This window comes from Rugamonas apoptosis, assembly GCF_014042355.1.
GTDB lineage: Bacteria > Pseudomonadota > Gammaproteobacteria > Burkholderiales > Burkholderiaceae_D > Rugamonas > Rugamonas apoptosis.
Genome location: NZ_JACEZU010000002.1, coordinates 382462 through 404288, shown reverse-complemented (window position 1 = coordinate 404288; position 21827 = coordinate 382462). Strand labels below are relative to the sequence as shown.

General features: G+C 64.3%; 19 protein-coding genes and 1 tRNA gene. 13 read left to right on the top strand and 7 right to left on the bottom strand.

Annotated elements, in window-relative coordinates; genetic code table 11:
- Positions 1-114: 114 nt before the first annotated feature.
- Positions 115-810 carry a nitroreductase gene (locus H3H39_RS05510; protein WP_182152325.1) on the top strand — a complete coding sequence of 232 codons (696 nt, stop codon included), beginning with the start codon at positions 115-117 and terminating at the stop codon, positions 808-810.
- Between the two features lie 165 nt (positions 811-975).
- On the top strand, positions 976-2040 hold the full coding sequence (gene pbpG / locus H3H39_RS05505) for a D-alanyl-D-alanine endopeptidase (protein ID WP_182152324.1): 1065 nt from the start codon (positions 976-978) through the stop codon (positions 2038-2040).
- Here the strand turns inward: pbpG and H3H39_RS05500 are convergent.
- Positions 2022-2801 (bottom strand): IclR family transcriptional regulator, encoded by a 780-nt coding sequence (locus H3H39_RS05500; protein ID WP_182152323.1) that lies wholly within the window; start codon positions 2799-2801, stop codon positions 2022-2024. The genes pbpG and H3H39_RS05500 overlap by 19 nt on opposite strands.
- Before the next feature lie 150 nt (positions 2802-2951).
- Between H3H39_RS05500 and H3H39_RS05495 the strand changes: the two genes are divergently transcribed.
- From H3H39_RS05495 to H3H39_RS05460, 8 genes are all read left to right on the top strand, one after another.
- Entirely contained in the window at positions 2952-3335 is a 384-nt protein-coding gene (locus tag H3H39_RS05495) for a diacylglycerol kinase (RefSeq protein WP_182152322.1), read from the top strand.
- A gap of 108 nt (positions 3336-3443) precedes the next feature.
- On the top strand, positions 3444-4457 hold the full coding sequence (locus H3H39_RS05490; protein ID WP_182152321.1) for a sulfate ABC transporter substrate-binding protein: 1014 nt from the start codon (positions 3444-3446) through the stop codon (positions 4455-4457).
- A gap of 165 nt (positions 4458-4622) precedes the next feature.
- Complete coding sequence (locus H3H39_RS05485; protein WP_182152320.1) at positions 4623-5261, top strand: peroxiredoxin; 639 nt, start codon at positions 4623-4625, stop codon at positions 5259-5261.
- Between the two features lie 127 nt (positions 5262-5388).
- Complete coding sequence (locus tag H3H39_RS05480) at positions 5389-6162, top strand: sulfite exporter TauE/SafE family protein (protein ID WP_182152318.1); 774 nt, start codon at positions 5389-5391, stop codon at positions 6160-6162.
- A gap of 242 nt (positions 6163-6404) precedes the next feature.
- Complete coding sequence (gene cysT, locus H3H39_RS05475) at positions 6405-7259, top strand: sulfate ABC transporter permease subunit CysT (protein WP_182152316.1); 855 nt, start codon at positions 6405-6407, stop codon at positions 7257-7259.
- Entirely contained in the window at positions 7256-8179 is a 924-nt protein-coding gene (gene cysW / locus H3H39_RS05470; protein ID WP_229217877.1) for a sulfate ABC transporter permease subunit CysW, read from the top strand. Before cysT ends, cysW begins: the two co-directional genes overlap by 4 nt.
- 2 nt (positions 8180-8181) lie before the next feature.
- Positions 8182-9246 (top strand): sulfate/molybdate ABC transporter ATP-binding protein, encoded by a 1065-nt coding sequence (locus tag H3H39_RS05465; RefSeq protein ID WP_182152314.1) that lies wholly within the window; start codon positions 8182-8184, stop codon positions 9244-9246.
- Between the two features lies 1 nt (position 9247).
- Positions 9248-10177: a CysB family HTH-type transcriptional regulator gene (locus H3H39_RS05460; protein ID WP_182152312.1), complete on the top strand. Its 930-nt coding sequence runs from the start codon at positions 9248-9250 to the stop codon at positions 10175-10177.
- Between the two features lie 79 nt (positions 10178-10256).
- Here the strand turns inward: H3H39_RS05460 and H3H39_RS05455 are convergent, their stop codons facing one another.
- Positions 10257-12629 carry a TonB-dependent receptor plug domain-containing protein gene (locus H3H39_RS05455; RefSeq protein WP_182152311.1) on the bottom strand — a complete coding sequence of 791 codons (2373 nt, stop codon included), beginning with the start codon at positions 12627-12629 and terminating at the stop codon, positions 10257-10259.
- A gap of 327 nt (positions 12630-12956) precedes the next feature.
- On the opposite strand from H3H39_RS05455, the gene H3H39_RS05450 reads away from it, so the two are divergent.
- Complete coding sequence (locus H3H39_RS05450) at positions 12957-14573, top strand: methyl-accepting chemotaxis protein (protein ID WP_182152309.1); 1617 nt, start codon at positions 12957-12959, stop codon at positions 14571-14573.
- A gap of 20 nt (positions 14574-14593) precedes the next feature.
- On the opposite strand, the gene H3H39_RS05445 is transcribed toward H3H39_RS05450, so the two are convergent.
- The 5 genes from H3H39_RS05445 to H3H39_RS05425 form a co-directional block, all read right to left on the bottom strand.
- On the bottom strand, positions 14594-15640 hold the full coding sequence (locus tag H3H39_RS05445; protein ID WP_182152307.1) for an aldo/keto reductase: 1047 nt from the start codon (positions 15638-15640) through the stop codon (positions 14594-14596).
- A 3-nt stretch (positions 15641-15643) separates the two neighbouring features.
- Positions 15644-16684: a quinone-dependent dihydroorotate dehydrogenase gene (locus H3H39_RS05440; protein ID WP_182152305.1), complete on the bottom strand. Its 1041-nt coding sequence runs from the start codon at positions 16682-16684 to the stop codon at positions 15644-15646.
- Positions 16685-16752: 68 nt separating this feature from the next.
- Positions 16753-17487: an arginyltransferase gene (locus H3H39_RS05435; RefSeq protein ID WP_182152303.1), complete on the bottom strand. Its 735-nt coding sequence runs from the start codon at positions 17485-17487 to the stop codon at positions 16753-16755.
- Positions 17488-17587: 100 nt separating this feature from the next.
- Positions 17588-18316, bottom strand: coding sequence for a leucyl/phenylalanyl-tRNA--protein transferase (gene aat, locus H3H39_RS05430; RefSeq protein WP_182152301.1), 729 nt, complete (start codon positions 18314-18316; stop codon positions 17588-17590).
- Between the two features lie 7 nt (positions 18317-18323).
- On the bottom strand, positions 18324-18896 hold the full coding sequence (locus H3H39_RS05425; protein ID WP_182152299.1) for an NUDIX hydrolase: 573 nt from the start codon (positions 18894-18896) through the stop codon (positions 18324-18326).
- 202 nt (positions 18897-19098) lie between these two features.
- Here H3H39_RS05425 and H3H39_RS05420 point away from each other — a divergent pair.
- A tRNA-Met gene (locus H3H39_RS05420) sits at positions 19099-19175 on the top strand.
- Positions 19176-19526: 351 nt separating this feature from the next.
- Positions 19527-21800 (top strand): putative bifunctional diguanylate cyclase/phosphodiesterase, encoded by a 2274-nt coding sequence (locus tag H3H39_RS05415; RefSeq protein ID WP_220461438.1) that lies wholly within the window; start codon positions 19527-19529, stop codon positions 21798-21800.
- The last annotated feature ends 27 nt before the right edge of the window (positions 21801-21827 follow it).

Below are 21827 nucleotides of genomic sequence, written 5' to 3'. Positions count from 1 at the left end.
AATGTTGCTGGTTGACCTAAGCCAGCGGCCGTCCGGCCGTCCCGTGCTAGACTGCGCATCGGCCCGGCCGCCCGCGCGCAGGCCGCCTTTGACCTTCCCTACCAGTGAGGACGCATGCCCAGCCTATCCGACCAGTTAGCCGTTGACACCGCCATCACCTCGCGCCGCTCGATCCGCGCCTATCTGCCCAAGGCCGTGTCGCGGACCGATATCGAACAATTGCTGCAAGTGGCCGCGCGCGCGCCGTCCGGCACCAATACCCAGCCATGGAAAGTGTATGTATTGACGGGCGAGCGCAAACACGCGCTGTCGGCCGCCATCCTGGCCGCCCACAACGACCCGTCGCTGTCGCGCCAGCATACGGAGGAATATGCCTATTACCCGCGCGAGTGGGTGTCGCCCTTCATCGAGCGGCGCCGCAAGGTGGGCTGGGACCTGTACGCGCTGCTGGGCCTGACACGCGAGAACAAGGCCGGCATGGCGGCCCAGCATGGCCGCAACTATGAATTCTTTGGCGCACCGGTGGGCCTGATCTTCACCATCGACCGCGTGATGGAGCAGGGCTCGTGGCTGGACTATGGCATGTTCCTGCAAAACATCATGGTGGCGGCGCGCGGACGGGGGCTCGATACCTGCCCGCAGGCGGCATTCACCCAGTATCACAAGATCATTCAGTCAATGTTGTCAATTCCAGACAAAGAAACAGTTGTGTGCGGGATGTCCTTGGGCTACGCTGATATGGACAAGGTCGAGAACAGCCTGGTCACCGAACGCATGCCGGTCGCGGAATTTGTTAAATTTGTCGACTGATGGCGGGTTGTGCGCCGCGCATTCGCGGGTCGTTTAAACAAGCTTATGGTGAGTGCATTGCGCAGGGGAAAACTATGATGCCGCCATTGTTAAACGGGCTTGCGCTTACGCACGGTTTTGCTACACTGCAACAGTCACTCGTCTGTTCGTTTACCGGGGAATTTTATGTTTAAGCTCGCCTCTGGTGCGCTGTTCGCAGCGCTGTTGGTGTCGCTACCCACCGCTGCCTCGGCGGCCGATACCCATCACAAGAAACACCACGTCCGCAAAGGCAAGGCCGCCGCCTTGCACGAGGCCGCCGCCGCTCCCCGTGAACAACTGGTGCGCCGCGTGGTCATGGTGCATGGCCGCCGCAAGGTGGTCTACCAGCGCCTGCTGGCCGCCACGCCCGCCATGCCCACCATGGGCGACCTGGCCGGCTTGAACCAGACCCGCGATCCCTTCGATTTGAAGTCCAACGTGGCGCTGGTGCTGGACCAGAACAATGACCAGGTGCTGTTCGAGAAGAATTCCAACGTGGCGTTGCCGATCGCGTCCATCACCAAGATGATGACGGGCCTGGTCGTGGTGGAGGCGCAACAGGACATGAATGAAGTGCTGACTGTGACGGAAGACGATGTGGATCGCGTCAAGTTCAGCAGTTCGCGCCTGAAGGTGGGCTCGCAGCTGACGCGCGCCAATATGCTGCATATCGCACTGATGAGTTCGGAGAACCGGGCCGCCTCCGCGCTGGGCCGCAACTATCCGGGCGGCCGGCCCGCGTTCGTCGAGGCCATGAACGCCAAGGCGCGCGAGCTGGGCATGCTCGATACCCATTATGTGGATTCCAACGGCTTGTCGAAGATGAACGTGGCCAGCGCCCGCGACCTGGCCCGCTTGGCCATGGCCGCTTACCAGCAGCCCTTGCTGCGCCAGTATTCCACCGATCCAAAAGCAGTGGTGGAGGCGAACGGCCATCCCATGCAGTTCGGTAACACCAATCACCTGGTGGCCAACCCCACCTGGGAAATTGGCTTGCAGAAGACCGGTTTCATCAACGAGGCGGGCCGCTGCCTGATGATGCAGGCCGTGATCGAAGGCCGCGCCGTGATCATGGTGTTCCTCGATTCCAAGGGCAAGCAGTCGCGTACGGCCGACGCCGGCCGCATGCGCAAATGGCTGGAGGCGCTCAAGCCGGCCGGCATGAGCACCGGCACGGCCGCCGCGCCGACTTACTCGACCGGCATGTAACCGAGCGTGGCCGAGATCTGGTTGGCGGTGGCCACCAGGTCGTCCAGCCACGCATCCTGCAGACGGTCGGCTGGGGCCGAGATCGACAGGCCGGCGATCAGCTTGCCGGAATCGTCACGGATGCCGGCCGCCATGCAACGCACCCCCAATTCCAGTTCCTCGTTATCGCGCGCATAGCCGCGCGCCCGCACCAGGCTCAGCTCGCGTTCCAGCGTGGCCAGGTCGGTGATGGAATTCTTGTTGTGGCCCGCCAGACCGGTGCGGGTGGCGTAGGCGCGGATGGCCTTGGGCTCGTCCACCGACAGGAACAGCTTGCCCGTCGAGGTCAGGTGCAGCGGGCCGCGGCCGCCGATGGCGCGCACCACCTGCATGCCGGAGCGCTCGGAGAAGGCGCGGTCGATATAGACGATCTCGTCGCCTTGGCGCACCGACAGGTTGATGGTCTGCTGGGTCTTTTTGTGCAGTGCGCGCATGAAGTCCAGCGCCGCCTCGCGCACCGACAGCCGGCTCTTGACGATATTGCCCAGTTCCAACAAGCGCATGCCGAGCCGGTAGGTGCCCGGTTCGATGCGGTCGACAAAGCGCGTCAGCACCATGTCATTCAGGATACGGTGCGCCGTGGAAGGGTGCAGGCCCGATACTTTGGACAATTCCTTCAGGCTCACGGGGTCCGGATACTTGGCCAGCGCGTCCAGCAGCGCGACCATGCGCTCGATCACCTGGATGGTGGTCTTTTGCTCGGGAACGGTTTCAATTTTCATGATGTGGTTGGTGCGATGCGGTAAGTTATACCAGCTTTATACCATAATGTGAAAATATTGGGAAATCTCTGGGGGCGATGGTCCAAATTTGTCACCATGCCGTCGCGAACGGGCATAATTGTTCCTTTCATCATTAACAACACCCCCTGCATGGAACCAGTCAGCGAATTCAAGAGCAAAAGCGGCCTCAAACGCATCCTGTCGGCCTTTTACTATTCCCTCGATGGGCTCAAGGCGGCCTGGCGCCACGAACATGCATTCCGCCAGGAATTGGCGTTATTCGTCGTCGGCACCGTCATCGCGTTGGCGCTGCGCGTTTCCTCGTTCGAAAAACTGTTGCTGATCGGTGTGCTGGTGTTGATCCTGATCGTGGAACTGATCAATTCGGCGCTGGAGGCGGTGGTGGACCGGGTGTCGCTGGAACGCCATCCCCTGTCGAAAAATGCCAAGGACTTCGGCAGCGCCGCCGTGCTGCTGGCTTGCCTGCTGGCCGCCGCCGCCTGGGCCGTGGTGTTGCTGGACCGGTTTGCTTGACCGCCTTACATACGTTTTCGGTATATAAAACGTCGAAATGATTCCTTCTGTTTATTAGTGCCGCGTCTTACGCTGGTGTTCCTGACGTTTCAACCACAAGGAATACCGATGCTGACCAAGAACTTCCTCGCCGCGGCCGTACTGGCCGCCTCCGCCTTCCTGCCGGCCGCCACCGCCATGGCGGCTGACGTTTCCCTGCTGAACGTCTCCTACGACCCCACCCGCGAGTTGTACCAGGATATCAACGCGGCGTTCGCCAAAAGCTGGAAAGCCAGCAGCGGCGACACGGTCAAGATCCGCCAGTCCCACGGTGGCTCGGGCAAGCAGGGCAGGGCCGTCATCGATGGCCTGGAGGCGGACGTGGTGACGCTGGCGCTGGCCTACGATATCGACGCCGTCGCGGCGCACAATCTGTTGCCGGCCGACTGGCAGCAACGCTTGCCGCACAACAGCGCGCCCTACACCTCCACCATCGTGTTCCTGGTGCGCAAGGGCAATCCCAAGGGCATCCGCGACTGGAACGACCTGGTCAAGCCGGGTGTGGCCGTCATCACGCCCAACCCGAAAACCTCTGGTGGCGCGCGCTGGAACCACCTGGCCGCCTATGGCTACGCCCTGCGCCAGCCGGGCGGCAATGATGCCAGCGCCCGCGCCTTCCTGAAAAAGTTGTACCAGAACGTGCCGGTGCTCGATTCCGGCGCCCGCGGCGCCACCACCACCTTCGTGGAGCGGGGCATCGGCGATGTGCTGATCGCGTGGGAGAACGAAGCCTTGCTGGCCATCAAGGAACTGGGGCCGAACAAGGTGGAAGTGGTGGCGCCGTCGTCGTCCATCCTGGCCGAGCCGCCGGTGGCCGTGGTGGACAAGGTGGCCGAGCGCCACGGCACGCGCAAGGTGGCGCAGGCCTATCTGCAATTCCTCTACACTGATGAAGGGCAGGAGTTGATCGCCAAGAATTACTACCGCCCCGTGCAGGACAAGGCGGCGAAGAAATACGCGGCGCAGTTCCCCAACGTCAAACTGTTCACCCTGGCCCAGGTGGCCGGCGACTGGAGCACGGCGCACAAGACGCATTTCGCGGACGGTGGCGTGTTCGACCAGATTTACCAGCCCGGCAAGTGAACGGCGCGCGCCGGCAGCCTCTGGCCGCCGGCCATTTCTTTGTTTTGCATCAATCCAAAACAGGGGGGAAACAGCCCCTTGCAGCATGCAATTGTGTTGCTAATTTGAATAGAAAAGGCGCACAATGTGCTGCTCGCCACCGCTACCATCTGACAGGAGGACACCATGACCATACGCCTGGGCGATACCGCGCCTGACTTCACGCAGGACTCCACCATCGGCCCGATCCACTTCCACGAGTGGGCCGGCAATTCCTGGGTGGTCCTGTTTTCCCATCCGGCCGACTTCACGCCGGTGTGCACCACGGAACTGGGCCTGACGGCCAAGCTCAAGCCCGAATTCGACAAGCGCAACGTGAAAGCCATCGCCTTGTCGGTGGACCCGGCCGACGCCCACCGCGAATGGATCGCCGACATCGAGGAAACCCAGCACACGGTGGTGGGCTTCCCCATCATCGCCGACGTGGACCGCAAAGTGTCTGAACTGTACGACATGATCCACCCCAACGCCTCGGTCACGGCCACCGTGCGCACCCTGTTCGTGATCGACCCGGCCAAGAAAGTGCGCCTGTCCATCACCTATCCGATGAGCACGGGCCGCAATTTCGACGAGGTGTTGCGCGTGATCGATGCCCTGCAACTGACCGACAGCCACACCGTGGCCACGCCGGGCAACTGGAAGGATGGCGACGATGTCATCATCCCGCTGACGGTGCAGGATCCCGACCTGATCAAGCAAAAATATCCCAAAGGCTACAAGGCGGAACGCCCCTATCTGCGCCTCACGCCGCAACCGAATAAGTAGCGGCGACCGGGGACGCGGGACCTTGCCCATGGCGCGCCTATGTCGATATGGCATAAGCAAATAGGAACTTCGTCCTTTGGTTTTTCGGCTGGAGTCATTACCCTGACGCTTACTCTAGGGGGATGGTATGACCTTGTCGTTTGTAATTTCGGGATTTGCGGTGGGCCTGCTGGTCGGTATGACGGGCGTGGGCGGCGGTTCGTTGATGACGCCGCTGTTGACGCTGATGTTCGGCGTATCGCCGTCGATCGCGGTGGGCACTGATCTGGCGTTCGCGTCGCTGACCAAGGGCGTGGGCACGTTCACGCACCGCATGCGCGGCACTGTGCGCTGGCCCATCGTGCGCCGCCTGTGCATCGGCGCCTTGCCGGCGGCCGTGCTGGCCAGCCTGGCGCTCAAGCAGTTCGGCGTGCTGGACAAGGAAATTGGCCAGGTGATCCGCTACGTGATCGCCGTCTCCGTCATGCTGACCGTGGTCGCGTTGCTGTTCAAGCGTAAGATGCTGGCCTGGATCAACACCCATCCCGAGTATCAGTTGCAGGGCGGGGCGTTGACGGCGGCCACCATCGCTTCCGGCGCCTTGCTGGGCACGCTGGTCACCATTTCCTCCATCGGCGCCGGCGCCATCGGCGCCACGCTGCTGGTGATGCTGTACCCACGCCTGACGGCGGCCGAAGTGGCCGGCACCGACATCGCCTACGCCGTGCCGCTGACGGCCATCGCCGCCGTTGGCCACTGGTGGCTCGGCTCCATCAACTGGGAATTGCTGCTGACCCTGTTGGTCGGCTCCGTGCCCGGCATCACGCTGGGCGCCTACGCGGCGCGCGCCGTGCCTGAGCGGGTGCTGCGCGGGCTGCTGGCCTTCACCCTGGTCAGCGTGGCCGCCAAACTGATTTCCTGAATTTGTGCGCAGGATGCGCATCGCCGGTCCGCCGGCGCTTCCGGCCCGGCCCGCTACGTGCGGCGCCGGGCCGTTGCCTTTATGGCGTGAACCCTGCGCGGACGGTGTCCAGCTTAGCGTCCAGCTCAGCGCCCACCTTATAGCGGAAACAACTATCGACATGCCAAATGCTTCGTTTGTTATATGTTCGAACGATGAGAGTATTTAGCCTCTTTAGATGAATTTGTAATTAAGGGGGCATCATGTCTGCGACACTCGCCGCAACGGCCGCACCGTACCGGGTGCTGCCAGGTTTTCGCTTATCGCTGGGTTTCACGGTTTTCTATCTGACGCTGATCGTGCTGATTCCGCTGTCGGCCGTGTTCCTGAAAACGTTCACGCTCAGCTGGGACGGCTTCTGGGCCGCCGTCAGCTCGCCGCGCGTGCTGGCGTCGTACCGGCTCACTTTCGGCGCGGCCTTGATCGCCGGCGCGCTCAACGTGGTGTTCGGCGGCATCGTGGCCTGGGTGCTGGTGCGCTATGAATTTCCCGGCAAGCGCCTGGTGGACGCGTTGGTCGATCTGCCGTTCGCGCTGCCCACCGCCGTGGCCGGCATCACGCTGACGGCTCTGTACTCGGCCAACGGCTGGTTCGGCCGCGTGCTGGAAGGCATGCTGGGCTGGAAGGTGGCGTTCACGCCGTTGGGCGTGGTGGTGGCCCTGACCTTCATCGGCCTGCCATTCGTGGTGCGCACCGTGCAACCGGTGCTGGAAGAGGCAGAACGCGAATTGGAGGAGGCCGCCGCCAGCCTGGGCGCCAGCGCGCTGCAGACCTTCGGGCGGGTGGTGTTTCCGGCCATCTTGCCATCCTTGCTGACGGGATTCGCGCTGGCGTTCGCGCGCGCCACCGGTGAATACGGTTCCGTGATTTTCATCGCCGGCAATATGCCGATGGTGTCCGAGATCACGCCGCTGTTCATCATCACCAAGCTGGAACAATACGACTACGCGGGCGCCACCGCCATCGCTGTCGTGATGCTGGCGGCCTCGTTCCTGATGCTGCTGTCGATTAACCTGCTGCAAGCGTGGGCGCGCGGCAATGGAGGGAAAGTACGATGAGTGCCGTGTTTACAAACCTGCCATCCGCCGCGCCAGGCGCGCCGTCCGCGCAGTTGTCGTCCTCCGCCACGCGCGCGCCGGAGGCGACGCTGGAACCGCGCTGGGTGCGTGCCCTGTTGCTGGCCGTGGCGTTCGGCTTCCTGACGCTGTTCCTGTTCGTGCCGCTGGCGGCCGTGTTCGCCGAAGCGTTCAGCAAGGGCTGGCACGCCTACCTGGACGCCATCAGCGAGGACGACGCGCTGGCCGCCATCCGCCTGACCTTGCTCACGGCTGTCATCGCCGTGCCGCTTAACGTGGTGTTCGGCGTGGCCGCCTCGTGGTGCATCGCCAAGTTCAACTTCCGCGGCAAGAGCTTGCTGCTGACGCTGATCGATTTACCGTTCTCCGTCTCGCCCGTCATTTCCGGCCTGATCTATGTGCTGCTGTTCGGCGCCCAGGGCTGGTTCGGGCCGTGGCTGCAGGCGCATGACATCAAGCTGCTGTTCGCCGTGCCGGGTATCGTGCTGGCCACCATCTTCGTCACCTTCCCGTTCGTGGCACGCGAACTGATCCCGCTGATGCAGGCCCAGGGCAGCGAGGAGGAGGAGGCCGCCATCGTGCTGGGCGCGTCGGGCTGGCAAACCTTCCGCCGCGTCACGCTGCCCAATATCAAGTGGGGGCTGCTGTACGGGGTGATCCTGTGCAATGCCCGCGCCATGGGCGAGTTCGGCGCCGTGTCGGTGGTGTCCGGCCACATCCGGGGCGAAACCAACACCATGCCCTTGCAGGTGGAGATTCTGTACAACGAGTACAACTTCGCCGCCGCGTTCGCCGTGGCGTCGCTGCTGGCCTTGCTGGCGCTGGTGACGCTGGCCCTGAAATCGTTCATCGCCTGGCGCCTCACCGCGAGCGCCGACCACACATCTTCCCAGGAGCACTGATCATGACGATAGCAGTCAAGCATATCCACAAGCAGTTCGGCGCGTTCACGGCCCTGAACGACGTCTCGCTCGATTTTCCCGCCGGCGAACTGACGGCGCTGCTGGGCCCATCGGGCTGCGGCAAGACCACGCTGCTGCGCATCATCGCCGGCCTGGAACATCCCGACAGCGGCCAGGTGCTGCTGGACGGCGAGGACGCCTCGGCCCGCCATGTGCGCGAGCGCCAGGTCGGTTTCGTGTTCCAGCATTACGCGCTGTTCAAGCACATGACCGTGTTCGAAAACGTGGCCTTCGGGCTGCGTGTCAAGCCGCGCGACCAGCGCCCCACCGAACATCAGATCCGCAACAAGGTCAAGGCCTTGCTGGAACTGGTGCAGCTGGACTGGCTGGCCGACCGTTACCCGCCCCAGTTGTCGGGCGGGCAGCGCCAGCGGATCGCACTGGCCCGCGCGCTGGCCGTGGAACCGCGCGTGCTGCTGCTCGATGAACCGTTCGGCGCGCTGGACGCGAAGGTGCGCAAGGAATTGCGGCGCTGGTTGCGCCGCCTGCACGACGAGTTGCATGTGACTAGCATCTTCGTCACCCACGACCAGGAGGAGGCGCTGGAAGTGGCCGACCAGGTGGTGTTGATGAACAAGGGCCAGGTGGAGCAGACGGGCGCGCCGGAGCAGGTGTACAACCATCCGGCCTCGCCATTCGTGTTCAGCTTCCTGGGCAATGTGAATACGTTCCACGGGCGCGTGGAGGATGGCTTCCTGGCCACCGGCGAGGCCAACCTGGCCGTGGTCGGCCATGGCGGGGCCGACGGCCATGGCACGGCCTATGTCCGTCCGCACGAGCTCGATATCGAACGCTACACGCCGGGCGCGCCCGGCATCGTCGTCAAGCTGCGCCGCGCGCATGCGGTCGGCCCGCTGGCCCAGCTGGACCTGGAGCGGGGCGACAACGCTGAACTGATTGAAGCCGTGCTGCCGCACGAGCATTTTCGCCAGCTGCGGCTGCAGGAAGGCGAAACGCTGGTGGTGCGGCCCCGGCGCTTGCAGGTTTTTGTGAATCAAGGAGTTTGATATGAATTTTCAACAATTGCGCTCCGTGCGCGAGGCGGCCCGGCGCGGCTACAACCTGACGGAAGTGGCCAACGCCCTGTTCACGTCGCAACCGGGCGTGAGCCGCCAGATCCGCGAGCTGGAGGATGAGCTGGGCGTGATCATTTTCGAGCGCAACGGCAAGCGTTTGACGGGCATGACGGAGCCGGGCAAAGGCATCCTGAAGATCATTGACCGCTTGCTGGTGGAGGCGGAAAACCTGCAGCAGGCCAGCCTGGAATACGCGGGCCAGCGCAGCGGCACGCTGAACGTGGCGGCCACCCACACCCAGGCCCGTTACGCGCTGCCGCGCGTGGTGCAGTCGTTCCGCACGGCGTACCCGGAAGTGCGTATCGGCCTGCAGCAAAGCGCGCCGGAGCATATCGCGGAGTGGGTGTTGTCGGGCAAGACGGATATCGGCATCGCTACCGAGGGCTTGTCGCAATATCCGGAACTGGTGTCGTTCCCGTGCTACCGCTGGAGCCATTTGATCGTGGTGCCGGATGGCCACCCGCTGCTCACGCGCACCCCGATCCGGCTGGAGGATCTGGCCGACGTGCCCCTGATCACCTACGACCAGGGCTTCACGGGCCGCGGCCACATCGACGCCGCCTTCACCCAGGCCGGCCTGCAACCGGACATCGTGCTGACGGCCATGGATTCGGACGTGATCAAGCAGTACGTGTCGCTGGGATTGGGCGTGGGCATCGTGGCTTCGATGGCGTTCGACCATGGGCGCGATCAAGGTTTGCGCGCCGTGGAAGCCTCCCATTTGTTCGCCACCAACACCACCCGCCTGGCCGTGCGGCGCGGCGCTTACCTGCGCTGCTACGCCTATGACTTCATCCAGCAGTTCGCACCCGGGCTGACCCGGGCGGAAATCGACGCCGCACTGGGCGCCGCCGCCGCCTGATCCATTTTTTTTAGCTGTCTCAAATTGACCATGGCGAGGCGCAGCGACAACAACGCCATGGGCTTTTTGACATGGCCAATTACCAGCTGTAGCCGGCTTTCGCGTAGTAGAACCGGCCGTTGAAGCCGTTCGGCGCGAAGACGCTGTAGGGATTGATGCCGTTGTTGTTGAGGTTACCGGCTGACGTCACCTGGTCCGGATAGCGGTTGGTGGCGTTGTCGATGCCGGCCGTCAGCTTCCAGCGGTCGCCCAGCTTGACGCTGGCGGCCAGGTCCAGCACCCATTGCGGGGCGTACACCTGGTCCAGCGTGGGATTGTTCTGCGGCACGGTGAAGCTGCCGTAGCGGGTCACGGTGGCGCGCCCGTTCCATGGGCCGGCCGTGTACTCGGTGGCCAGGCTGAACTTGTCGCGCGGCGAACCGACCGTCATGCGGTTGGTGGTCTGGCGGTCGATCAGGGTCAAGCCGTTGGCCGTCAGCAGAGCGGGATTGGGCGCCACCCGCTCCACCGTGTTCTTGTTGTGGTTGTAGCCCAGCGTGAAGTCGAAGCGGCCCACCAGCGCCAGGTTCCAGCGATAGGTGCTCACCACATCCACGCCCGTGGTGCGGGTGTCGATGGCGTTGGTGAAGTAGCGGCCCGCGCCCACCGGGATGCCTTGCGCGGCCAGCGAGCGCTTGAGCGTGTCCGACAGCGTCATGTTGGAAGAGAGCGCGATGCGGTCGTCCACGTCGATGCGGTAGGCGTCGATGGTGGCGTTCCAGTTGCTGGTCGGCTGTACTTGCAGGCCCAGGCTATAGTTGCGCGCCTTCTCGGCCTTGAGCTGGGTGGCGCCCAGCACCGTGGCGGCCGCGCTGCCGACGGCGAAGGTGCCCGTTTCGATCGGCGTGTTGACGCCGTTGATGACGGAGAAGTTGGTGGTGGTGATGGTGTAGAACTGCTGCGCCAGCGACGGTGCACGGAAGCCCGACGAGGCCGTGGCGCGCACGGAGACGGCGTCGTTGACTGCGTAGCGGGTCGAGCCCTTGGCGGAGGTGGTGCTGCCGAAATCGCTGTAGCGTTCATGGCGCAGCGCGGCCGAGCCGGAGAAGCGGCGGCTGATTTCCGCTTCCAGGTTCAGGTACAGCGATTCGTTGTGGCGGCTGTTGCTGCCCGCGTTGACGGGACGGAAGCCGGAAAAGCCTTGCGAACCGCTGCCCTGGTAGGACGCCGGGTCGCCGGCGCCGATCTCGTATTTTTCATGCCGCGCTTCCGCGCCCAGCGCCACCGTCAGCGGACCGCTGAAGGCGGCCACGGGAAATTCGCGCGCCACGTCCAGGTTCAGCAGCGTTTGCGTGTTCTCCAGCTTGCCTGCATAGAAATGCGTGGGGCTGTTGGCGAACAAATCGAGGTTGACGGTGTGGTCCAGGTCGAGCTGGAATTCATTGTTGCCGTAGTTGAAGCTGGCATCCCAGCGCCAACCGCCCGCCTCGCCGCGCAAGCCCGTCACCAGCGACTGGTCAGTGGAACTGCTGTTTTCCAGTGGCAGGAAACCTTCCGGATAAATGGGTGAGCGTCCGAAGGTGCGCCAGGTGGCGGCGGCCGAGGTGTCGCGCTGGCCGTAGTTGGCAAAGGCGTACCACTCCAGGTCGTCGTTGATGGTGACCTGGCTGTTGACGAACACGGTGCGGGGCCGGGTTTCCGGATCGCCGTAACGCTGGTTGACCTGGCCGTAGCGCGGGTCCTTGACGTTGCGCAGGTCGGGACCGGCGCGGTTGGTGGGATCGCGGTCGGCCGCTTCGACGGCCAGCCGCAGCCAGCCGCTGTCGCCCAGCGCGAAGCCGGTCGAGCCTTTCAGCGACACTTGCTTGCCATCGCGCTTCTGGTATTCGCCGAAGCCCAGTTCGGCATCGCCGCCGGTGGGGCCTTTTTTCAGGATGATGTTGATCACGCCGGCGATGGCGTCGGAACCATACTGGGCGGCGGCGCCGTCGCGCAGCACTTCGATGTGGTCGATGGCCGACAGCGGGATGGCGTTCAAGTCCACCGGCGCCGAGCCGCGGCCCTGGGTGCCGTTGACGTTGACCACGGCCGAGGTATGGCGGCGCTTGCCGTTCACCAGCACCAAAGTCTGGTCGGGCGACAGGCCGCGCAACTGGGCGGGCCGGACGGCGTCGCTGCCGTCGGCGCCGGATGGGCGGGGGAAATTGACCGAGGGCAGCAGCCGGCCCAGCACGGTGGCCAGTTCCGTCGAGCCCGTCGCTTGCAGTTCGCGCGCGCCGATGATGTCGATCGGCGATTCGGAATCGACCGTGCGGCGGTTCTTGGCATAGGTGCCGGTGACCACCACGACGGACGGCAATTCGCCTTCCAGCGGCGCGCTCTCTTGCGCGGCGGCGGGCAAGCCCAGGGTGGCGATCAGGGTGGTGGCCAGCACGGCCGGCGGGGTGGGGGTATGGCGGGGGCGGAAACGCATGCGGCTCTCTCCGGAATTGGTGGAAAAAAAAGCTTAACAGCGGGCAAAATTGCCGCCCACGAATCGTTTCGACTAATGATATACAGTAATGAAATAAGTTGCCGGCGGGGACGGCGTGCGTGGACGTCGCATGGTCAAGGAAAGGCGATTTGTGGTGGAAACGAAACAGGGCACCAGACGCCATGGATACCGTCCCTCGCGGGCGTCGCGCACGGGTCCGGTTGGCGGCCCAATGACGCGGCAAGGCCATCTCGGGCAGAAATTTTCAAGCTATGCTGAAACACGGTTGTTGCCATACGTCTGAAGCCTCTTTTTAAGGAGCGTCAAATGGATATCGGAAACTGGAAGATAGGGACGCGCCTGGCTGCTGGATTGGGTCTGTCGCTGCTCTTCATGATCGGCATGTCGGTGGTCGGCATCGGCAATCTGGGCAAGCTGAATGACGGCACGGACGATCTGGCCACCGACAAGGTGCCCAAGGTGATCGAAGCCTATGAGACGGTGGGCAACGTGAACGACATCGCGCGCGCCATGCGCAACGCCATGTTGTCGACCGATCCGGACACGGTGAAGAAAGAGCTCAAGCGGGTTGAAGACAAGAAGGCCGATATCGCCCTCCACCTCGATAAACTGAACAAGCTGATCGAGGACGATGTCGACGCCGAAAGCAAGGCGAAACTGAAGGCCGTCCTGGCGGCGCGCGACCGTTACATGGTGGTGCAGAGTGCTTTCGTCGCCAAATCGGCCGACGATACCAAACGCGATGAGAATGTGGCCTACCTCCTGAGCACCGTGCGCAAGGAGCAGACCGCCTACCTGGATGCCTTGCAGGAGCTGGTCAAGTACCAGATCGCGGCCACCAATAAGGCCGCGCTGGAGGCGCACACTGCCTATACCAGCGCACGCACCATGATGATCGCACTGACGGTGATCGCGGCCGCGCTGGCAGTGTTTATCGCTTACTGGCTCACGCGCAGCATCACCCGGCCGCTGAGCCGCGCCGTGAGCGTGGCGGAAGCGGTGGCGTGCGGCGACCTCACCATGAAGATCGAATCGGCCAGCATGGATGAAACGGGGCGTTTGTTGCGCGCGCTGGGCAATATGAACGACAGCCTGGCGCGCACCGTGGGCCGGGTGCGTTCCGGCAGCGACACCATCAGCACTGCTTCCAACGAGATCGCCAGCGGCAACCTGGACTTGTCGTCCCGTACGGAACAGCAAGCCTCCAGCCTGGAGGAAACCGCGTCCTCGATGGAGGAGCTCACTTCCACCGTGACCCAGAATGCCGAGAACGCCAGCCAGGCCACGGTGCTGGTGGTATCGGCGTCCGAGTTCGCCACCAAGGGCGGCAAGGTGGTGGGCGAAGTGGTGGCCACCATGGGCGCCATCAAGGAGTCTTCCACCAAGATCGTCGATATCATCGCGGTGATCGACGGCATCGCATTCCAGACCAACATCCTGGCCTTGAACGCGGCGGTGGAAGCGGCCCGCGCGGGCGAGCAGGGGCGCGGCTTCGCGGTGGTGGCGAGCGAAGTGCGCAACCTGGCGCAACGCTCGGCGGCGGCGGCCAAGGAGATCAAGGCCTTGATCGTGGATTCGGTGGAGACGGTGGATACCGGCGCGCGCCTGGTGGACGAGGCGGGTGTGACGATGGACGGCATCGTCAAGGCGGTGCGGCAGGTGGCCGACATCATGACCGAGATCAGCGCGGCCAGCCAGGAGCAGAGTTCAGGCATCGCCCAGGTCAACCAGGCCATCGTGCAGATCGACGATGTCACGCAGCAGAACGCGGCGCTGGTGGAGGAAGCGGCGGCGGCCGCGCAATCGATGCGCGACCAGGCCGAGCAACTGGCCGAGGCGGTGAGTGTGTTCAGGCTGGCGGGGCAGCAGTCAGCGGCAGTGGCCAGACCGGAGGCGCGGCGGTTGCCGGCCCCGGTGGCTTAGGGTTCCCGGTCCGCGGCCGCTTACTGGCCCGGATTGGGCAGGCTGGCGTGAATCGCGTCGATACGCGCCATGACGTCCGGCGTGAGCTTGACGTCCAGCGCGCCGATGTTTTCCTCCAGCTGCGCCAGGCTGGTGGCGCCGATGATGGTGGAGGCCACGAACCAGCGCGTGTAGCACCACGCCAGCGCCATCTGCGCGGGCGTCATGCCGTGCTCGCGCGCCAGCGCCGCGTATTGGGCCACGGCGGCCAGCACGCCGGGCCGCAGGTAGCGCGGGCTCCAGTTGGGCGGGAAGATGGTCAGGCGGCCGTGCGCCTTGGGATCGTCGAGGTACTTGGCGCTGAGCTGGCCGAACGCGAGCGGGCTGTAGGCCAGCAGGCTGACCTGCTCGCGGTAGCAGGTTTCGTCCAGCAGGCTGGTTTCGAAATGGCGCGCCGTGAGGTTGTACAGGTTCTGGATGGTGGCGATGCGGGGCAAACCCTTCAGCTCGGACTGCTTGATGAACTCGCTCACGCCCCAGCTCGATTCGTTCGACACGCCGATGTGGCGGATCTTGCCCTCCTGCTGCAACTGCCCCAGCACGGCCAGCGTTTCCTCGATCGCCACATGGGTGCGTTCCTGGTCGGGATTGAACACGCTGGCGCCGAAGATGGGCACGTTGCGGCTGGGCCAGTGCAATTGGTATAAATCGATATAGTCCGTTTGCAGGCGCCGCAGGCTGTCGTCGATGGCGGCGCGGATGTTGGCCGCATCCAGGTTGTTGCGGCCGCCGCGCACCCAGTGCATATTGGGATTCGGCCCCGCCACCTTGGTGGCCAGCACCACCTGGTCACGCTTGCCGGACTTCCTGAGCCAGCTGCCGATGTGGCGCTCCGTGCTGCCTTGCGTCGCGGCGCGCGGCATCACGGGGTACATCTCGGCCGTGTCGATGAAGTTGATGCCGCGCTCGAGCGCCAGGTCGAGCTGGCTGTGCGCGTCCGCTTCCGTATTCTGCTCGCCAAAGGTCATGGTGCCGAGGCAGATGCGGCTGACCTTCACATCGGTCTTACCGAGAGTAGTGTAGAGCATGGCTTAGCGCTTGCGAAGGGCGGCCGCGCAGTCGCGCACCAGGGCCGGACCGGCGTAGATCAGGCCGCTGTACAGTTGCACCAGCTGGGCGCCGGCGTCGAACTTGGCGCAGGCGTCCGCACCCTTCATGATGCCGCCCACGCCGATGATGGGCAGGGCGTCGCCCAGTTCCGCCTTGAGCAGGCGGATCACCTGGTTCGACAGTTCGAACACGGGCGCGCCCGACAGGCCGCCCGCTTCCTCTCCATGGCGCATGCCTTGCACGGCGGTGCGGCTGAGCGTGGTGTTGGTGGCGATCACGCCGTCGATCTTGTGGCGCAGCAGGGCGTCGGCGATGTTCTTGACTTGTTCGCCATCCATGTCCGGCGCGATCTTCAAGGCCAGCGGCACGTAGCGCTTGTGCTGGTCGGCCAGGCGCGACTGGGCGTCCTTGAGCTGGGCCAGCAGGCCATCCAGTTCCGAGCCGCCTTGCAACTGGCGCAGATTCTTGGTGTTGGGCGAGGAAATGTTGACCGTCACGTAACTGGCGTAAGGGTAGACTTTTTGCAGGCACAGCAGGTAGTCGTCGACCGCCCGTTCAATCGGGGTGTCGGCGTTCTTGCCGATGTTCAGGCCCAGTATGCCGGCCTTGTCCTGGTAGAAGCGCGACGCTTGCACATTGGCCACGAAGGCGTCCACGCCGCCGTTGTTGAAGCCCATGCGGTTGATGATGGCGTGCGCGGCCGGCAGGCGGAACATGCGCGGCTTGGGATTGCCGGGCTGGGCGCGCGGGGTCACGGTGCCCACTTCGATCGAGCCGAAGCCGAGGTCGGCCAGCGCGTCGATATAGGCGCCATCCTTGTCCAGGCCGGCGGCCAGGCCGACCGGGTTCTTGAACGTGAGGCCCATCACGGTGCGCGGATCGGGCTGCGGTTGCGGCAGGCACTTGGTCAAGCCCAGCGCGGCGGCGCGCTTCAGGGCTGGCAGGGTCAGGTGGTGGGCCGACTCGGGGTCCATGGAGAACAGCAGCGGGCGGGCCAGGGAATACAGGAAATGGTTGGACATGGGGGCACTTTGAATGAGGTGCGATATTTTACCGTGTCCGGCCGGCAAGCCCTAGATGGGACTGTTCGTTAGCGTCCTGGTTGCAACACGCCCCACTGGCCCCGGATGCGCGCTTCCAACGGCCGGAAGTTGATCTTGTAGCTCATCTTGGGGCTGTCCTCGATCCAGTAGCCCAGGTAGACGTAGGGCAGGCCCAGTTCGCGCGCCTGCTCGATCTGCCACAGCACGTTGAAGGTGCCGTAGGAGGCGCCTTCCACATCCGGGTCGAAGAAGGTGTACACGGACGACAGGCCGTCCGACAGCATGTCGATGATGCTGATCATGCGCAGCGTGCCGTCCGGATCGCGGAATTCGACCAGCCGCGTGTTGACCCGGCTTTGCAGCAGGAACTGGGCGTACTGGTCGCGGCTGTCCTGGTCCATGCCGCCACCGGCGTGGCGCGCGCTCTGGTAGCGCAGGTAGAGCGCGTAGTGCTCGTCCGAGAACGACAGCGTGGCCACGGCCGCCCGCAACTGGCCATGGCGCATCCAGGCGCGGCGCTGGGTGCGGCTGGGCGTGAACAGGTCGGCCACCACGCGCACGGGGATGCAGGCCTGGCAGCCGTCGCAATACGGGCGGTAAGTGAAGATGCCGCTGCGGCGGAAGCCGTTCTTGACCAGCTCTGAATACACGTCGGCGTTGATCAGGTGTGACGGGGTCGCCACCTGCGAGCGGGCCTGGCGGCCATCGAGGTAGCTGCAAGGGTAGGGCGCCGTGGTGTAAAACTGCAGCGTCGCGAAAGGCAGGTCGTTCAGGTGCGTCATGCACGTGTCCTATCGATACGGTGGCAAAACAGAAGTGCGTTCAGGCATATCTTAACGCGTCGCGGCCGCCGTGGCGTGCGCACGCGCATGCAGGTCCAGCTTAACCGGCGCACGGCAAGGGCGCAATTGGTTCCCAAGTGGAAATTGGCGGCAAGGCGATACTGTTGCGCAGATGCGCCAGGAAGCGGGCGCGCGGCATAGTCGCGGCGCCCAGCGAGGCCAGGTGGCCCGTCTCTTGCTGGCAGTCGATCATGGCCACGCCCTGGCTACGCAGGAATTGCACCAGATAGGCCAGCGCCACCTTGGAGCCGTCGCTGACGCGGGCGAACATGGATTCGCCGTAGAACATGCGGCCGATGCACACGCCATAGGCGCCGCCGACCAGCTTACCATCCAGCCACAGCTCGGACGAGTGGGCGTAACCGAGCTGGTGCAATCCGGTGTAGCCGGCGATGATGTCTTCCGAGATCCAGGTGCCGGGGCCATCCTTGCGGGGCGCGGCGCAGGCCCGCATCACCTGTTCGAAGGCGCTGTCGAAGCGCACCTGCCAGCGGCCATCCGTGTGGCGGCTGCGTTCCACCTTGCGCAGGGTTTTCTTCAGGCTGTCGCTGATGCGGAATTGTTCCGTCATCAGCACCATGCGCGGGTCGGTGCTCCACCACAGGATGGGCTGGCCTTCGGAAAACCAGGGGAAGATGCCGCGCTGGTAAGCCGCCAGCAAGCGCTGGGGCGACAGGTCGGCGCCGGCCGCCAGCAGGCCGGGCGCGTCCGTCGTGAGGGCGCTGGCCACGTCCGGGAAGGGGCTGTGCGCTTCGAGCCAGGGAATCACGGCCGCCTCAGACGTCGCTGCGCATGGGACGGTCGACGTCCTGGGTATAAAAGCCGTGGCCGCCGCCTTCGCGCATGCGGGCGCGGTCGGCGAAGAACAGCTCCAGCGTGGTGCGGACCGTGGGGAAGGCCAGCTCATCCCAAGGGATCTCCGCTTCCGTGAACATCTTCACTTCCAGGCTTTCCTCGCCGGGCGCGAAATCGAGGTCGCGCAGCGTGGCCAGGTAGAACATGTGGACCTGGTGCACGCGCGCCACGTTGAGCAAGGTGAACAACTGGCCCAGTTCGACGTTGGCGCCCGCTTCCTCCACCGTTTCGCGCACGGCGGCCTGGGAAGTGGTTTCATTGTTTTCCATGAAACCGGCCGGCAGGGTCCAATAGCCGTAGCGCGGTTCGATGGCGCGCCGGCACAGCAGCACCTGGGTCTGGCCGTCGCGCTCCCACACGGGAATCGAACCGAGCACCATTTTCGGGTTCTGGTAATGAATGGTGGCGCAGTGGGTGCAGACATAGCGCGGACGGTTATCGCCGGCCGGCACGGTCAGGGACACGGGGTGGGCGCATTCGGAACAAAATTTCATGGGACGGTAGCTCAAGTCGTGATGTGCTTACTTTACACCCATTGCAGCCGTCGCGGCATGTCCGCGGCGGCCACGCCAGAGGGAAAACCGGGCCGGGCGGCGCGCCGCTGGCCCAGTCTCGATATTTATATGGCCTATCAGCGGCGATTTCGGGATTGATATTGCCTAAATCGCTGAACTGTCCTATAATGATCACATCAGACGCGGGGTGGAGCAGTCTGGCAGCTCGTCGGGCTCATAACCCGAAGGTCACAGGTTCAAATCCTGTCCCCGCAACCAAATTCCAAAAAAACCGTCATCCGTGCTAAGCTGGTGACGGTTTTTTTATTGCCGCGACCAACCACAACACTGTCGGGCGATGATTTGACCCAGATCATGGAAATGCCACTCCGTTATTGAGCCAGCGCAAGATGCGTGGTCATAATGGAAGATCGGTGCTACTCTTCAATAATATGCGTTGAGTTGGCAATCCCCCTCTGTCCCGCGGGTTGTCGCTCCTGAAACGCCAGTCTGCGCCCCCAAACACCGTGCCAGCCGTTTGAACCCGCCGGGACCACCCGGAACCGCCGTCCCGCCCTCGGCCGGACGCCTCGTGGATTCACCGCTGCCGATACCTGAAAGGGGGATGAGATGGCCAGCTCGCGCAATCGTTTCATCACCCTCGTCACCGTCAGCTACACCATCCTGGCGCTGGCCTGGATCTTCCTGTCCGACCAGATGTTGTTGAGTGTGCTCAATGTGCGGGACGCCGCCTGGCTGTCCACCGCCAAGGGCGTGTTTTTCGTCGTCAGCACGGCGGTCGGTTATTTCCTCGCCTTGCGTGCCGTGGGCGGCGACGAGGGCCGCGCGCAACCGCTGCTGTCCATGATGGCGATCGGCCTGGCGCCCGAGCGCGGCAACAGCGCGCTGGCCTACGTGCTGGCGGCCGCGCTGTCCGGCGCCACCCTGTTCGCCCGCCTCAACATGGTGATGATCGACCATCATCATCCCTGGCTGATCCTGTTCGTGCTGCCCATCATCCTGAGCGCCATGCTTGGCGGCCTGGGGCCGGGCTTGCTGGCCACGGCGGTGGCGACGGTGGGCGACAAGCTGCTGGCCATCGAACCGTTGTACACCATGCGCTTCAACAGCGGCACCGATTTGCTCGTGTGGAGCTTGCTGGTGCTGAACGGCGTCGTGGTCAGCGTGCTGAGCGAAGTGCTGCGCCGCGCCCTGCACCGGCGCGACGTGGACCGCAACCTGCTGACCAGCGTCGTCAGCGGTACCTCGGACGCCATCTACGTCAAGGACTTGCAAGGCCGCTACCTGCTGGCCAATGGCGCGGCGGCCGCCTACCTTGGCCGCACCCAGGACGAAGTACTGGGGTGCGACGACCTGGCCATGTTGCCGGTCGACACGGCGTTGGCGCTGCTGAAGCTGGATCGCGAGATCATCGCGTCGGGCCGTACCCAGACCAAGGAGGAGTACATGGTCAACCAGGATGGCGAGCGCATCCTGTTCCAGTCCACCAAGGGACCCATCCATGACCCGTCCGGCAACGTGGTGGGCCTGTTCGGCGTGTCACGCGACATCACCAAGAGCAAGGCGGCCGAGGAACGCATCCAGTACCTGGCCCATTACGACGTGTTGACGGGCCTGCCCAACCGGGTGCAGTTGGACGAACGCATCCAGCACGCCATCGCCCAGGCCGCGGAAAGCGGCCAGCAACTGGCCCTGCTGTTCCTGGACCTGGACCATTTCAAGGACATCAACGACAGCTTGGGCCACAGCGTGGGTGACGCGCTGCTGGTGGCGCTGGCGCGGCGGCTGCGCACCATCATGCGCGCCGACGACATGGTGGCGCGCCAGGGGGGCGACGAATTCGTGTTCCTGCTGCAAGGAGTGGACGTGGCCGGCCTGGCGCAGACGGCACAGCGTATCCTGGACGTGGTGGAGGAGACCTTCTCCATCGAACAGCATGAACTGGCGGTGAGCGGTTCGATCGGCATCGCCCTGTACCCGGACGACAGCGGCATCCCGGAAGGGCTGGTCAAGTGCGCCGACGCCGCCATGTACCGGGCCAAGGAGAATGGCCGTAACCGCTACTGCTTCTTTACCGCCGAGATCGAAGCGCTGACGGTGCGCCGCATGCAACTGGTGAGCGCGCTGCGCCACGCGCTCGAGCAGCACCAGCTGACCATCCACTACCAGCCCCAGGTCAGCGCGCGCGATGGGCGCCTGATCGGCGCCGAAGCGCTGCTGCGCTGGCACCATCCGGTGCTGGGCCAGGTGTCGCCGGACGAATTCATTCCGGCCGCCGAGGATAGCGGCTTGATCGTGCCGATCGGCGAATGGGTGCTGCGGCGCGCCGTACGCCAGATGAAGGCGTGGCTGGACGAAGGCATGGCGCCGTTCGTGATGGCCGTCAACCTGTCGACCGTGCAGTTCCGCCATCCCAACCTGCCGGCCATGGTGGCCACCATCCTGGCCGAGGAACAGTTGCCGCCCCAGTACCTGGAGCTGGAACTGACCGAGAGCGGCGCCATGCACGATCCGCCGGCCGCCGTCGCCGTGATGGACCAGTTGCACGAGCATGGCGTGCGCATGGCGATCGACGATTTCGGCATCGCCTATTCCTCGCTCAGCTACCTGAAGAAGTTCAAGGTGTACAAGCTCAAGATCGACCAGTCCTTCGTGCGCGACATCAGCGCCGATTCGGAGGACCGGGCCATCGTCACGGCCATCATCGCCATGGCGCGCGGGCTGGGCTTGCGCACCATCGCCGAGGGCGTGGAAACGCAGGCCCAGCTGGAGTTCCTGCGCGAGCACGGCTGCGATGAAATCCAGGGCTACTACTACAGCAAGCCCCTTACGGCCGAGCAGTTCGGCCACTTCGCCCGGGAGGTGGAAGCATGCGCGGCATAAGAGCTTATCGTGTACTGCGGCGCCGCG